The organism is Brevundimonas sp. UBA2416, from assembly GCF_002343105.1.
Classification (GTDB): domain Bacteria; phylum Pseudomonadota; class Alphaproteobacteria; order Caulobacterales; family Caulobacteraceae; genus Brevundimonas.
In genome coordinates this window covers 136,435-150,414 of record NZ_DDRM01000046.1, presented here as the reverse complement: position 1 = coordinate 150,414, position 13,980 = coordinate 136,435, and the positions used below count along the sequence as shown (strand labels likewise).

At 68.8% G+C, this 13,980-nt stretch carries 11 protein-coding genes; 1 reads left to right on the top strand and 10 read right to left on the bottom strand.

Annotation, left to right across the window (positions count from 1 at the left end):
* The first annotated feature begins 148 nt into the window (after window positions 1-148).
* Window positions 149-2,431, top strand: a complete 2,283-nt coding sequence (locus B3E43_RS15755) for an NADP-dependent malic enzyme (protein ID WP_292031200.1) — start codon at window positions 149-151, stop codon at window positions 2,429-2,431.
* 4 nt (window positions 2,432-2,435) lie between these two features.
* Here the strand turns inward: B3E43_RS15755 and B3E43_RS15750 are convergent, their stop codons facing one another.
* From B3E43_RS15750 to B3E43_RS15705, 10 genes are all read right to left on the bottom strand, one after another.
* A complete protein-coding gene (locus tag B3E43_RS15750; RefSeq protein ID WP_292031199.1) occupies window positions 2,436-3,794 on the bottom strand; it encodes an AmpG family muropeptide MFS transporter in 1,359 nt (452 codons plus the stop codon).
* Window positions 3,795-3,825: 31 nt separating this feature from the next.
* Complete coding sequence (locus tag B3E43_RS15745; RefSeq protein WP_292031197.1) at window positions 3,826-5,346, bottom strand: response regulator; 1,521 nt, start codon at window positions 5,344-5,346, stop codon at window positions 3,826-3,828.
* A gap of 78 nt (window positions 5,347-5,424) precedes the next feature.
* Window positions 5,425-7,014 (bottom strand): YifB family Mg chelatase-like AAA ATPase, encoded by a 1,590-nt coding sequence (locus B3E43_RS15740; protein WP_292031195.1) that lies wholly within the window; start codon window positions 7,012-7,014, stop codon window positions 5,425-5,427.
* A 61-nt stretch (window positions 7,015-7,075) separates the two neighbouring features.
* Window positions 7,076-8,020, bottom strand: coding sequence for a glutathione synthase (gshB, locus tag B3E43_RS15735; RefSeq protein ID WP_292031193.1), 945 nt, complete (start codon window positions 8,018-8,020; stop codon window positions 7,076-7,078).
* Between the two features lie 61 nt (window positions 8,021-8,081).
* The gene (locus B3E43_RS15730) at window positions 8,082-8,900 is read right to left on the bottom strand and encodes a SirB1 family protein (protein WP_292031191.1); all 819 of its coding nucleotides are present in this window, start codon (window positions 8,898-8,900) and stop codon (window positions 8,082-8,084) included.
* Window positions 8,897-9,328 carry a YraN family protein gene (locus B3E43_RS15725; RefSeq protein ID WP_292031188.1) on the bottom strand — a complete coding sequence of 144 codons (432 nt, stop codon included), beginning with the start codon at window positions 9,326-9,328 and terminating at the stop codon, window positions 8,897-8,899. The genes B3E43_RS15730 and B3E43_RS15725 overlap by 4 nt, the downstream gene beginning before the upstream one ends.
* 5 nt (window positions 9,329-9,333) lie before the next feature.
* Complete coding sequence (rsmI, locus tag B3E43_RS15720) at window positions 9,334-10,206, bottom strand: 16S rRNA (cytidine(1402)-2'-O)-methyltransferase (protein ID WP_292031186.1); 873 nt, start codon at window positions 10,204-10,206, stop codon at window positions 9,334-9,336.
* A gap of 350 nt (window positions 10,207-10,556) precedes the next feature.
* Window positions 10,557-11,039: a GNAT family N-acetyltransferase gene (locus B3E43_RS15715; protein ID WP_292031183.1), complete on the bottom strand. Its 483-nt coding sequence runs from the start codon at window positions 11,037-11,039 to the stop codon at window positions 10,557-10,559.
* Window positions 11,040-11,171: 132 nt separating this feature from the next.
* Window positions 11,172-11,555, bottom strand: coding sequence for a response regulator transcription factor (locus B3E43_RS15710; protein ID WP_292031181.1), 384 nt, complete (start codon window positions 11,553-11,555; stop codon window positions 11,172-11,174).
* A gap of 20 nt (window positions 11,556-11,575) precedes the next feature.
* Window positions 11,576-13,975: a PAS domain-containing protein gene (locus B3E43_RS15705; protein WP_292031179.1), complete on the bottom strand. Its 2,400-nt coding sequence runs from the start codon at window positions 13,973-13,975 to the stop codon at window positions 11,576-11,578.
* Window positions 13,976-13,980: the final 5 nt, after the last annotated feature.

The window sequence follows — 13,980 nt, the reverse complement described above, 5'->3', positions numbered from 1 at the left end:
GCTGCCAGCGGAAGGTCGGCGCGGCCCGCACGGCTGCACAGGTGCAGGCCAACCACTCATCACTGATCACCCACCAACCGCCCGCCACCGGGCGCCCCCGCACCGCCTCAACGGTTGTCCCCGCCCCTCCCCCGGCTTAGGAACAGGCATGGCCGATCTCACCGACAAACAGACCTTCTCCGACGAAGACGCGCTGGAGTTTCACCGCAGTCCGACGCCGGGCAAGATCTCCATGGCGCCGACCAAGCCCATGGCGACCCAGCGCGACCTGTCGCTGGCCTATTCGCCCGGCGTCGCCATCCCGGTGCTGGCCATCGCCGCCGACGCGGACAAGGCCTACGACTATACGTCCAAGGGCAATCTGGTCGCCGTGATCTCGAACGGCACGGCCATCCTCGGCCTCGGCAACCTCGGCCATATGGCCTCCAAGCCGGTGATGGAGGGCAAGTCGGTCCTGTTCAAACGGTTCGCCGATGTCGACAGCTTCGACGTCGAGGTGAAGACCACCGATCCGGACGAGTTCATCACCGTCGTCAAGAACATCGGCGACACCTGGGGCGGCATCAATCTGGAGGACATCAAGTCCCCGGAATGTTTCGTCATCGAGAGCGAACTTCAGGACCTGCTCGACATCCCGGTCTTCCATGACGACCAGCACGGCACGGCCATCATCTCGACCGCCGGCCTGATCAACGCCGCCCACATCGCCGGCAAGAAGCTGGAGGACCTCAAGGTCGTCCTCGCCGGCGCCGGAGCCGCCGGCCTGTCCTCGATCGGCCTGATGAAGGCCGTTGGCGTGCGCGCCGAAAACACCGTCATCGTCGACCGCGAAGGCGTCGTCTACAAGGGCCGTCCCAGCGGGATGGACCAGTGGAAGGCCGCCCACGCCACCGACACCCCGCACCGCACCCTGGCCGAAGCCATGGTCGGCGCTGATGTGGTCCTGGGCCTGTCGGCCAAGGGCGCGATCACCAGGGAGATGGTGGCCTCCATGGCCCCCAATCCGATCATCTTCGCCATGGCCAATCCGGATCCGGAAATCACCCCGGAAGACGTACTGTCGGTGCGGTCCGACGCGATCATGGCCACCGGACGGTCGGACTACGTCAACCAGGTCAACAACGTCCTCGCCTTCCCCTATCTGTTCCGGGGCGCCCTCGACGTGCGCGCCCGGCAGATCAATCACGAAATGAAGATCGCCTGCGCCCACGCCCTGGCCGCCCTCGCCCGCGAGGACGTGCCCGACGAGGTCGCCGCCGCCTATCGCGGCCGCAAGCTGAAATTCGGCCGCGACTACATCATCCCGACGCCGTTCGACCCGCGCCTGATCTGGTACATCCCGCCCTTCATCGCCAGGGCGGCGATGGACACCGGCGTGGCGCGCAAGCCGATCGAGGACATGGACGCCTACCGGACCGAGCTGCGCTCGCGCCTCGATCCGTCGGCCGCCCTGATGCAGAACATCTCCGCCGCCGTGCGCGCCGCCCCGAACAAGCGGGTGGTGTTCGCCGAGGGCGAGGAGACCGCGGTCATCCGCGCCGCCTGGGGCTTCAAACAGGCCGAGCTGGGCACGCCCGTGCTGCTGGGCCGTGAGGATCTGATCCGCCAGAACGCCGCCGAGGCCGGGCTGATCTTCGACGACATGGGCATCGAGATCGTCAATGCCCGCGTCAGCGAGCACAACGCCGACTACACCGACTGGCTCTACGCCCGGCTTCAGCGCCGCGGCTATCTGCGCCGCGACGTGCAGCGGATGATCAATCAGGACCGCAACTATTTCGGCGCCGCCATGGTCGCCCGCGGCCAGGCCGATTGCATGGTCACCGGCGTGACCCGCAATTTCAACATGGTGCTGAAGGAGGTCCGGCGCGTCCTCGACGTGAAGAACCGCATGATCGGCATGTCGATCCTGCTGGCCAGGGGGCGCACCCTGTTCGTCGCCGACACCTCGATCCACGAACTGCCCAACGCCGAGGAACTGGCCGAGATCGCCATCCAGGCGGCGGAGACGGTGCGCAAGCTGGGCAAGACCCCGCGCGTCGCCTTCCTGTCCTATTCCACCTTCGGCAACCCTCCGGGCGACCGGGGCGAGAAGGTGCGCGAAGCCATTCGCATCCTCGACGCCCGCGGCGTCGACTTTGAGTACGAGGGCGAGATGCCGCCCGAGCTGGCGCTCGATCCCGAAGCCCGGGCGGCCTATCCCTTCATGCGCCTGTCAAGCCACGCCAATGTGCTGGTGATGCCGGCCATCCACTCCGCCTCCATCTCCACCCGGCTGGTGCAACAGCTCGGCGGCGCCACGGTGATCGGCCCGCTGCTGGTCGGCCTCGAGAAGTCCGTCCAGATCGTCAGCCTCGGCGCCTCCGTGTCAGAGATCATCACCGCCGCGACCTTCGCCGCCTATGATGAGGGGGCGGCGGCGGAGGGTTAGGCGATCAGGTCGCCCCCAACTCCGCCTTCAGCCTGCGGTTCCGGCGGTCCAGCAGCCAGCACAGGAATACGGCGGGTATCCCGACCGCCGCCGTTCCGGCGAAGAAGAGGGCGTAGGCGACCATAAGCTCGTTGCCCTGCTGTAAGCCGTCGACGACCACGCCCGAGAAGCCCTTCAGGAATTTGCCGAGAATGGCGTAGAACGAGCTGAGCAGGGCATACTGGGTGGCGGTGTAGCCGATGCCGGTGAGGCTGGACATGTAGGCGACGAGCGCGGCGCCGGCCAAACCCTCGCTGAAGTTCTCAACGAACAGCACCCCTGCGAACATCGGGGTCGAGAGGCCGACCATCGCCATCAGGGTGTAGCCCAGGTTCGACATCGGACCGATCAGGGCGCCCAGCAACAGAGTCCGGCCAAAGCCGAACCGGAGGGCGAAAATGCCGCCGGCGGCGATTCCGGTGAGCGAACCCGCCAGACCGGCGCTCAGCCGCATGGCGCCGATGGCCTCCTTGGTCAGACCCAGATCGAGATAGAACGGCCCGACCATCGGCCCCATGACGAAGTCCGGCAGCCGGTAAAGGCTGATCGCCGCCAGCATGAGCAGGGCGGCGGTCTTGTGGGTCTTCACGAAGTTGATGAACGGGCCGACGACGGCGTCATACATGCCGCGCGCTGTCCACGGCGCCGCACCGCCTGTGGCTTTCGCGATGTCCGAACGATCCAGCGGCTCCTTCGCGAACAGGGTGGCGATGATCGCGATCGACATGGCCGCGCCCCAGATGCCGTAGGCGCCATTCCAGCCGAACCAGCTCGCGAAGAAGAGGATCAACGCATTGCCGGCGAGCATCGCGAACCGGTAGCCGAGTTGGTAGGCCGAGGTCAGCAAGCTCAGGTCCTCGTCGTCCTCGGCGGTCTCGATCCGCCAGGCGTCGACGACGATGTCCTGGGTCGCGGAAGCGAAGGCCGTGACAAGGGCGGCGGAGCCGAGGGCGGTCAGCCCGCCCTCCGGGCCAATGATCGCCATCGAGATCAGCGCCCCGCCGACCAGCAACTGGGACAACAGCATCCAGCCGCGCCGCCGCCCGAACCGACCGAGTATGGGCACGTCAAACCGGTCGACAACGGGCGCCCAGATGAATTTGAAGGAATAGGCGAGGCCCACCCACGAAATGAAGCCGATGGCCGACAGGGTGACATCGCCCTCCGCCAGCCAGAGGCTGAGCGTCGCGCCCGTCAGCAGGAAGGGCAGGCCCGAGCCGAAGCCCAGCAGCAGTGTGATCAGGACACGGCCCCGGCCCAGCGCCTTGAACACGTCCTTCGTGGTCGCCTTGCGTGGCGCGGCTTCCACAGGCTTGTCGGTCATCGGCGCGTCTCTCCCGGACGCCCCCGCGTCCCTATCCGGCGGCGACCTTGGCGCGGTCCGTGCGGTTCGTCCAGCGGGCGAGCGAGGCGCGCAGGGATTCCAGCTCCAGCGGCTTGACCAGATGGTCGTTCATCCCCGCCTCGAGACAGGCCTTGCGGTCCTCGGCGAAGGCGTTGGCGGTCAGGGCGACGATGGGCGTCCGGTCGCCGCGGGCGCGAATGGCGCGGGCCGCGCTGGGTCCGTCCATGCCCGGCATCCGCATGTCCATGAAGACCAGATCGTAACGGGCCCGCTTCATCGCATCGACCGCCTCATGACCGCTGGCGGCGGTCTCGACGGCGCAGCCCTCGCGGCGCAGCAGGGTGGCGGCCAGCAGGGCCCCGACCGGATTGTCCTCGACCAGCAGGACCCGCGTGCCTGAGAACCGCGTCGGGGCGACGCGGTCGTCCTCGGGCGGTGGCGGGGGCGGCAGTCCGGGCTGGTGGGCATGACCCGAACCAGACGCCGCCAGCACCCGCTCGGCCAGCGAGCCGCGCCGAAGGGGCTTGATCAGATAGCCGTGGAAGCCGGCGCCGCGATAGCGGGCGATCAGGTCGCGCTCCGCAGGCTTGAGCAGAACGATGGCGCGGCCGTCGGCGGGCCGTCGAACAAGACCCTGACCATTCTCGCGCGAGGCGTGATCGATCAACACGATCCCGGCGTCCGCCTGCACCATCCCGCCCGAGGCCTCGATCTGGTCCATGGCGGCGGCGCGGATGAAGGGATCGGGGCTGACCACGGCGACAGCGTGGCCGGCGAGAGGCACGCCCCGCGCCGCATCGGGCGCCGCATCGAAGGTCGTCTCGAAAAGGAACCGCGCCCCTGGGCCATCGGGCCGGTCGGCCACCGACACCGAGCCCTGCATGGCGGCGGCCAGTCTGGAGACAACCGCCAGCCCAAGACCCGCTCCGCCGAAACGGCTGGCGTCCGAGGCGTCGACGTGGCCGAACTCCTCAAAGATCCGCGTACGCGCCTCGGCCGGGACGCCGGGACCCGTGTCATCGATGATGAAGGCGAGCCGGGGCGCCTTGTCGGAGCCGCCGGTGCGCTCGACGGCGATGCGCACGCCGCCGGTCTCGGTGAATTTGACGGCGTTGCCCGCGAGGTTGAACAGCACCTGTCGCAGGCGGCCTTCGTCGCCCATGACGTCCACGGCGCCGGGCGCCACGGACCAGGCGATCTCGAGGCCCTTTTCATGGGCCCGCGGGCTCAGCAGTTCGGCGACGCCGCGGACCAGTGCCTCGAGGTCGACAGGGGCGTGGTCGAATTCCAGCTTTCCGGCTTCCAGCCTCGCGTAGTCCAGCAGGTCGTTGACGAGACCCAGCAGATGCTCCGCCGACGAGCGCGCCGCCTCGGCATAGGCGCGCTGGGCGCCGTCCAGCCGCGTGCGCGACAACAGACCCAGCATGCCGATGACACCGTTGAGCGGCGTGCGCATCTCGTGGCTCATCAGGCGCAGGAACTGCTGTTCCGGAGCCTCCGTCGCCACACCTGCCTTCGCCCGCCGCGCCATGCCGATCTCCTCGACCGGCATCCTGCGGGGTAATCCCTTAAGACCGGCTCAATCGGCCAGGTTAAGCCGGGACAGGACTCAGAAGGCGCGTGTCCCCGCGCGATCTCCGGTCTGACGTTCGAAATCCCCCTGGGCGCCCACAGTCGTCCGGCGATAGACGAGGGCTTCGGCGATGTGGCGGCGCAGGACGCCGTCGCAACCGTCCAGATCGGCGATGGTGCGGGCCAGCCGCAGGGTCCGGGTCCAGCCCCGGGCGGTCAGGCCGCCGGCCTGTCCCGCGCGCATCAGCAGGGCCCGCCCCGCCTCGTCCGGCGTGGCGAACCGATCCAGGGTCTCGCCTGAGGCGCGGGCGTTGACCGCCTGGTCGCGAGCCGTGTCCGGGTCGATGCCCGCGGCGCGCAGCCGGTCCTCCTGCATGGCGCGTGCGGCCAGAACCCGGGCGGAGGCCTCGGCCGTGCCCTCGGCGGGCGGCGGCAGGGCCATGTCGGCGGCCGTGACCGGCGGCGTCTCGACGGTCAGGTCGATGCGGTCGAACATCGGGCCCGAGATGCGGTTCTGGTAGTCGCGCTGGCAGCGCGGAGCCTTGCCGCACGCCCCCTTGCCGCCGCCGCCGAGGCCGCACCGGCACGGGTTCATGGCGGCGATCAGCTGGAACCGGGCCGGATAGCGGACATGGGCGTTGGCCCGCGCCACCACGATCTCCCCCGTCTCCAGCGGCGCCCGCAGGGAATCGAGGGCTTGCGCACTGTATTCGGGGAGTTCGTCCAGAAAGAGCACGCCGTTATGCGCGAGCGAGGCCTCGCCCGGCTTGGCGCGCAGACCCCCGCCGGTCAGGGCGGCCATCGAGGCCGAATGGTGGGGGCTGCGGAACGGCCGGTCACGGGTCAGAGCGCCGCGCTCGATCAGGCCGGCCACCGACCAGACCATTGAGGTCTCCAGCAACTCCTTCGGCGTCAACGGCGGCAGCAGGCCCGGCAGGCGCGCCGCCATCATCGATTTGCCTGAGCCGGGCGGGCCGACGAACAGCAGGTTGTGTCCGCCGGCGGCTGCGATCTCCAGCGCCCGTTTGGCGCTCTCCTGACCCTTGACCTCTCGCAGGTCCGGGATGCGGTCGCCGGATCGCATCGCCCCCGGCTCCGGCCGCCGCAGCACCTGGGTTCCCTTGAAGTGGTTGACCAGCCCGATCAGGGAGCGCGGGGCCAGCACGGCCACGTCGCCGGCCCAGGCGGCCTCGGGCCCGTTGGCCTCGGGGCAGATCAGGCCCAGACCCATGGCGTCGGCCGCCACCGCCGCGGGCAGGGTTCCGCCGACGGGGGCGATCCGGCCGTCCAGCCCCAGCTCACCCACGGCCGCCCAGCCGGACAGCATGTCCGGCGGGATGACGCCCATCGACGCCAGCAGGGCGAGGGCGACAGGGAGATCGAAGTGACTGCCCTCCTTGGGCAGGTCCGCCGGCGCCAAATTGACGATGATCCGCTTGGGCGGGAGCGACAGGCCTATGCCGGCGAACGCGCCGCGGACCCGCTCCCGGCTCTCGGCCACCGCCTTGTCGGCCAGGCCGACGATGGTGAAGGACGACTGGTCCCCCGAAGGCAGTTGGTGGACCTGCACGTCCACCCGCCGGGCGTCCACCCCCTCGAAGGCCACCGTCACCACGCTGGCGAGCATCGTTTCCTCCCGCTATACGAGAAGAACGAACCATGAACCGGTCAGCTTGGCAAGAGGGGCGTCAGCCCGCCCGCTTCCGCTCGATCACGTCCCACATCAGGGCCGAGGCATCGACGCCCGTGAAGCGTTTGAGCTGTTGGGCCCCGGTCGGCGAGGTGACGTTGATCTCAGTGAGGTAGTCGCCGATTACATCGATGCCAACGAAGATCAGGCCGCGCGCCCTCAGCTCCGGGCCGATGGCGGCGCAGATGTCGCGGTCGCGCTCCGTCAGTTCGACCGGGGCGGCGGTGCCGCCGACGCGCAGGTTGGAGCGGACCTGGTCCTTGGCCGGGATGCGGTTGATGGCCCCCACCGGCTCGCCGTCGATCAGGATGATCCGCTTGTCGCCCTTCGAGACCGCCGGGATGAATTTCTGGATCACCAGTGGATCACGACTGCCGGTCATGTGGATCTCGACCAGGGCCTCGAGATTGGGATCGCCGGCCTTCAGCTTGACCACGCCCGAGCCGGCCGCGCCGTGCAGGGGCTTCAGCACCACATCGCCGTGGCGTTCATGGAAATCGACCAGGGCGACCGGGTCGGAACTGATCAGGGTGGGCGGAGTCAGGCCGGGGAATTTCGTCACCAGCAGCTTTTCGGGCGCGGACCGGACCTCGGCGGGATCATTCACCACCAGCGTCTTCGGATGCACGGTCTCGAGCAGATAGGTCGAGGTGACATAGGCCATGTCGAAGGGCGGGTCCTGACGCATCAGGATGACGTCGACATCCTCACCGAGGTCCAGTTTTACCTCGTCGCCGAGGGTGACGTGGTCGCCCTGGGTCTGGCGGAGGGTCACCGGCCGGGCGCGGCAGAAGAGCCGGCCGTCCTCCAGCGCCAGGGTGCGGACGTCATAGACCCATTGGGTGTGCCCCCGTTCCTGGGCCGTGGTCATCATCAGCCAGGTGGTGTCGGACTCGATGTTGACCGCCTCGACGGGGTCCATCTGGATCGCGACTCTGAGCATGCCCTGTCCTTCCAAGCGTTCGGACCTTGGCTAATGGGCAGCGGGGGGCGGCGGCGCAAGTCTAGTTCAGCTGGAGCCGCACCCGGTCCACCGACATCTGGCGGGTGACCTCCATAGGATCGTCGACTGTGCGGGCCCGGGCCAGGGCTTCGAGCGCGCCGGCGAGGGAGCCCTGTTTCTCGCGCGCGGCGGCGACGTCCAGCCAGGGGCGGTGGTCGTCGGGGTCCAGCAGGGCGCGGCGCAGGGCCGAGCGCTCGGCCCCTTCATAGTCCGCCGCGCGGATGGCCCGACTGAACAGGACGTTCTGGAGCCGGATCAGGGCCTGGCGGTCGCTCACCGGGGCCATCAGCACGTCCAGCCGGTCGGCGACGTGGGGCGTCAGCCCGGCCCGCAAGGCCCGCCGCGTCAGTTCCGACGGCAGGACCAGCCGGCCCTGGCTGAAGGGGTCGAGGGCGACCGGGCCTTCGGGGGTCTCGACCCGCAGCAGGAAATGGCCCGGGAAGTCGACGCCCTGGGCCTTCACGCCCGCCTGACGAGCCGCGTCGAGATAGAAGATCGACAGTGCGCCGGACAGGCCCCGGCGGGTTTCGGCCACGTCGATCACATCCGTATTGGCCGGGCTGTCGTGGTTGAGCAGGTCGCCGTTGAGACGCAGGTCCGAGGCCAGGGTCTCGGTCAGGGCCTCGTCGGGGCTTTCCTTGCCTGCAACCCGTTCCGCCAGCCGTTCGGTGGCGTGGGCAGCGAGGGTCCGGACCGGCTGGGGGTCGCGAAACGGCTGGTCGTGGATGGCGCAGGCGATGGCGGCTTCCAGCAGAGGAAACGCCTCGTCCCCGGCCTGTCCGGCTTCCGTCAGAACCTCGATCGCTTCATCGCGGGTCATGCGGCGCCCCTCCCGAAGGCGACAACCCCGCGACGATGGCGCGGAAACCGGCCGGGAGCCAGCGCCACCATATCGATTCGCAACACATGCCCGGCCAGGCTGGGTCTTTGGCGCAACACCGACCGACCGGCGGAGAGGAGGCGATCGTACTGGTCCGGGCCGAGGGCGGTGAGCGCCGCCTCCAGCGTGGCGCGGCGCTTGACCTCGACCACGGCCAGCACCTTGCCGCGGCGGGCGAGGATGTCGATCTCGCCGGCGCGGGTCTTCAGGCGGAAGCCTAGGACCTGATAGCCCGTGGCCATCAGCAGCGCCGCGGCCAGCCATTCCGAGCGGTGGCCGAGCCGGTGCGAGACCGCCCCGAGGGCGACGCGCCAACTGCGCTTGGCCCGCGCGACCTTGGGGGCCCTGACCTTCGTCGGGGGCCGCATCCGGCTCACCGGCCCTGCATCTCCAGCGCCCGCTTGTAGAGCGGCTTGCGCGGCAGGTTCAGGGCCTTCGACACCTCGGCCGCCGCCTCGCCGGGCGGCAGCCGGGTCATGGCTTCGGCGAGGGCCGCGTCGGCGTCGGCCTCCGAGGCGACCTCCATTTCGCCCGGGGCGACGACGATGACGATCTCGCCCTTGGGTCCCTGACAGCGGGGGTCGACGGCCAGGTCGGCGAGCGAACCGCGGACGCACTCCTCGTACATCTTGGTCAGCTCGCGGGCGACGGCGGCGGGGCGGGGTCCCAGCACGGCGGCCATGTCGGCCAGGCTGTCGGCGAGGCGGGGGCCGCTCTCAAAGAAGACCAGGGTCTGGCGGGCGGTGCGGACCTCTTCCAGCGCCGCGCGGCGAGCGCCGGATTTTGCGGGCAGGAAGCCGGCGAACAGCACCCGGTCGGCGGGCAGGCCGGCGATGCAGAGGGCGGCCAGCAGGCTGGACGGGCCGGGGATGGGATGGACCGGCAGGCCCGCCGCGATCACCGCCCGGGCGACGACATAGCCCGGGTCATTGACCATCGGCGTGCCGGCGTCGGAGACGAGGGCGACGACCTCGCCCGCGCGCAGCCGCTCGATCGCGCCCTCGGCGGCCCGCGCCGAGGCATGGTCGTCGCACCGCTCCAGCCTCGCCTTCAGCCCGTAGGCCGAAAGCAGTTTGGCGGTGACGCGGGTGTCCTCGGCCAATACCAGATCGGCGGCGGCGAGCACATCGAGCGCGCGCAGCGTCATGTCCCGCAGGTTCCCGATCGGCGTCGCCACCAGATAAAGGCCGGACGCGACAGGGCGCGGCGGCGGGGCGGTCGGGGGGAAGACGGACGGATCAGGCATCGGCGGGACCGTGCCAGCGGGGGCGGTCCGGCTCAAGGGCGGGCCGCTGGAGCGGGCGACGGGCAACCCCCGAAAAAATGCCGAAAAGCGATACTCTCGACCCTCGGCGGCGGACGCTGCCGGGAGGAAATTGCGCGGGTTGGGGAGCCGTTCGGGCGAGCCGGACCCGTTGGATGGCGATGTCAAAGACCGTAGCGGCGGGTTTTCAGTCCCGAGCCGCCCATTTTATCACGGCGGGGGACGGCGCCGGGAAAACGCGCGTCGCGCTGGCGACGGTTGCGGGGCGGGAAGGCACGGTCGGGGGTGCGAAAGGGATGGAAGATCGGGGGCGGGAGTGGCGGGTTCCGGCGTCAGAGCGGCTTCTTGTAGCCGAGGTGGCTCGCGACGAAGCCGAGCTGGTCGTAGAAACGGTGCGCCTCCGAGCGGCCGCGGTCCGTCGTGAGTTGGACCAGACAGCAGCCGCGCGCGCGGCATTCCGCGATGGCCCAGTCAAAGGCGCGGCGGCCCAGTCCGGCGCCGCGGCGGTCGGCGGCGATGCGGACCGCCTCTATCTGGCCGCGCAGGCCGCCCTTTCGGGAGAGGCCCTGGATGAAGGTGATCTGCAGGGTTCCGATGACCCGCTCATTGTCGGTAACCACCGCGAGGAGCTGGTTGGGGTCTGACTCGATGGCCGCGAACGCCGCGCCATAGGCGAGAAGGAGCGGCGGGCCGAGGTCTTCCCGCTCCGCGCCCAGAGGGTCATCGGCAAGCAGGGCGATGATGGCCGGGAGGTCCGAAGATCGGGCCCGGCGAAAGTCGATCATGTCCATGGGGCCGACATAGGGGATCGCCATCAAGCGGGAAACGCCCTTGGTCCCCCGCGGGCAGGCCGGACTTGCTGGATGGCGATGTCAAAAGCCGTGGCGACGCGACTGAGCCTGAACAGCGCATGTGTCCCGACGGCGAACGGCGCCGGGCTGGCGGGCCTAGATGAAGGCGACATCATCCAGTGGACGCGTCGTCGATCGAAGAAGGCGCTCCACCCTCAGGAACAACTGATTGTCCTTGAAAGGCTTGGCCAGAAAGTCCTTGGCGCCGAGCGCGACCGCTTCCTGCACGTCGCTGGCCTGGTAGCGGGCCGTGAGGATCATCACGGGCAGGGTCATGATCCGGCCCGTGGATTTAAGGTGCCGAAGGACGCCGAACCCGTCCAGGCCCGGCATGTTCACATCGAGGATCATGGCGTGCGGATGGAAGTCTGAAACCCGTTTGAGCGCTTCGTGGCCGTCGCGCGCAGCGACGACCTGATATCCCGCCAGCTCAAGACGCGTGACGAGCAGGTCAATGATCAACGGGTCGTCGTCGACCACCAGGATTCGCGACCTGGCCACTAAGCCGCTCCAGCCGCATCAAGCGAAGCGGGCGGCTGTCCGTGGAGACTGAGAACGATCGCCTGGATCAGTTCCGACAGGACTATGGGCTTGGCGACCAGCCCGTCAAAATCCGTCCGACCTTCGAACTCGCCCGGGGAGTCGGCCGAGAAACCAAGGATGGGAATCGACTGGTTGGGTCCTGGCCGGCTCCGTATTGATCGGGCGGCCTCGTCGCCGCCCATGCCCGGCATGCGCAGATCCATCAGGATGACGTCGAAAGGCTGATGACTTGCCAGGGAGATGGCTTCCTGCCCGCTGGCCGCCTCGGACACCTCCACGCCCAGCCTGCCGGTGAGGGCGGACACGATCTCGCGGTTGGCGGGGTTGTCGTCCACAACCAGGAGCCTGAGGCCATCCAGGTCGAGAGCCTGGACGCAATCCTGGGGGGTCGCCGTCGAGACCCCTTGCGTCGGCGGAGCCAGAACGGTGAACGAAAAGGTCGATCCCAGACCGGGCTGTGACGTGACCGATATCCCGCCGCCCATCGCCTCGGAAAGCCCCTTGCAGATCGCCAGACCGAGGCCGGTGCCGCCGTGTTTGCGGGTCGAGGAGGCATCCACCTGGGAGAAGCGCTGGAACAACCGGGCGCATTGCTGCTCATCCATGCCGGCGCCGGTGTCGCGCACCGAAACGGAGAGGGCGGCCCGGTCGACGTCATGGCGAATCGTCATGGCGACCGAGCCGGCATCCGTAAACTTGATGGCATTGCCGACCAGGTTCAGCAGAATCTGACGCAGTTTGTGCGGATCAAGCTCGACGTGCGCGGGAAGGTCGCCGATCTGGCTGAAGTCAAGCGACAGGCCCTTCTCCGCAGCGAGCGGCGCGAACATGAGCAAGGCTTCGTGACAAACCTCGAGCGGGTCGCAGGCTTCGGCCCTCAACTCGTACTGACCGGCCTCAAGCTTGGAGAAGTCGAGGACGTCATTGACGATGGACAGGAGCGCCTGGCCGGCCCTTCCGATGCGGTCGACATGGACGCGAGCGTCGTCCGGGATGTCGTCGCGGCCAGTCAGCAGGGAGGAGAAGCCGAGGATGGCGGTCAGCGGCGTCCTGATTTCATGGCTCATATTGGCGAGGAAGTCGGACTTCGCCTTTGTGGCGCGCTCGGCTTCTTCGCGCGCCTTCATCAGGGTCTGTTCCAGATCCTTCGCCGCCGTGACGTCGCGAACGAGGTCCTGAATCTCGACGGGGCGTCCCGCCTCATCCCGGATTACGGTGGGATGGGCCTCAAACCAGCGGATCGCGCCATCCTTGCCGATCGCGCGATAGGGGATTCTCGGCGCCGGCGTCCCGGCCGGGGCGGCCAGATATCTGGCGAAAGCCGCCCATGTGCGGGAGACGTCGTCCGGATGGATCAGATCATTGACCGACCGGCCCACAAACTCCTCGGGCCGGTAGCCCAGCGCCGCAAACAATGAGGGCGACAGGTAGGTGAAGACCCCGTCGACGCCGTAGGTCGCGACGATATCGGACACATTGGACGCCATCAGGCGGAAGCGCTCTTCGCTGTCCTTCAGACGCTGGTCGGCGAGATCGCGGTCCGTAATGTCCTGGAAGACACCGAAAAGGGCGACGGGTTTCCCGTCTTCGCCGGCAAGGCATCGTCCGGTGGACTGGGTCAGCCGAAGGCCGCCGTCCGGTCGCAGCAGCCGGAGCCGGCACTCGAATCCCTCGCCCGTGGCGCGGGCCCTCTCGACATGACCCACAATCACAGGCCGGTCGTCAGGGTGATAGGCGGCCAGGGCGTCGTCGAGCCCTGGATCAAAGGTCGCCCGGTCCAGGCCATGAATGCGATAGACTTCGTCGGACCAGGTGAGCTGCCCCGTCAGGAAATCGAGCCGCCAGTGACCAAGCCCGAGCAGGCTCTCGCCGAGCCGAAGCAGTTCGGTCCGTTCCTCCTGGGCCCGCATGAGGTTCAGCTGGGTCACCGCGCTGGCGGCCTGTTCGGCCAACATCCGCAGCAGGCGCATCAGGTCCGCGGAGGGGGCGCTGCGCACCACCGTGTCGAGGACGCAGAGCGAGCCGATGCGGTGGCCTGTCTCATCCATGATGGACGCGCCCGCGTAGAAGCGGCAAGCGGCCGGCCCCCGCACGAACTCATTCCCCGCGGTCCGGGAGTCGGCGGTCAGGTCGGGAATGACGAGCGTGCCGTCGGACCCCATGTCGAGCGAGACTTCGCCGCACTCGGAACCCGCGCGTTCGGTGATCAGTCCATCGCGTAGCGACCGAAGTACGCGCGTTCCACCGATGTCCACCGCCACGGCGGCGATGGGCGCGTCGAGCATCGCCGCTGCCATCACGATGAGCCGGTCAATCGGGTCGTTGTCGAGGATGGCGCGCGGGCTGGCGTTCGGCATACAGC

What these genes read in the sequence shown, in the direction of transcription:
- B3E43_RS15705 (WP_292031179.1), bottom strand. Translation starts at nt 13,975, where the DNA reads ATGCCGAACGCCAGCCCGCGCGCCATCCTCGACAACGACCCGATTGAC.
- gshB (WP_292031193.1), bottom strand. Translation starts at nt 8,020, where the DNA reads ATGCTCAGAGTCGCGATCCAGATGGACCCCGTCGAGGCGGTCAACATC.
- B3E43_RS15745 (WP_292031197.1), bottom strand. Translation starts at nt 5,346, where the DNA reads ATGGCGCGGCGGGCGAAGGCAGGTGTGGCGACGGAGGCTCCGGAACAG.
- B3E43_RS15750 (WP_292031199.1), bottom strand. Translation starts at nt 3,794, where the DNA reads ATGACCGACAAGCCTGTGGAAGCCGCGCCACGCAAGGCGACCACGAAG.
- B3E43_RS15755 (WP_292031200.1), top strand. Translation starts at nt 149, where the DNA reads ATGGCCGATCTCACCGACAAACAGACCTTCTCCGACGAAGACGCGCTG.
- B3E43_RS15725 (WP_292031188.1), bottom strand. Translation starts at nt 9,328, where the DNA reads ATGCGGCCCCCGACGAAGGTCAGGGCCCCCAAGGTCGCGCGGGCCAAG.
- rsmI (WP_292031186.1), bottom strand. Translation starts at nt 10,206, where the DNA reads ATGCCTGATCCGTCCGTCTTCCCCCCGACCGCCCCGCCGCCGCGCCCT.
- B3E43_RS15715 (WP_292031183.1), bottom strand. Translation starts at nt 11,039, where the DNA reads ATGGCGATCCCCTATGTCGGCCCCATGGACATGATCGACTTTCGCCGG.
- B3E43_RS15740 (WP_292031195.1), bottom strand. Translation starts at nt 7,014, where the DNA reads ATGCTCGCCAGCGTGGTGACGGTGGCCTTCGAGGGGGTGGACGCCCGG.
- B3E43_RS15730 (WP_292031191.1), bottom strand. Translation starts at nt 8,900, where the DNA reads ATGACCCGCGATGAAGCGATCGAGGTTCTGACGGAAGCCGGACAGGCC.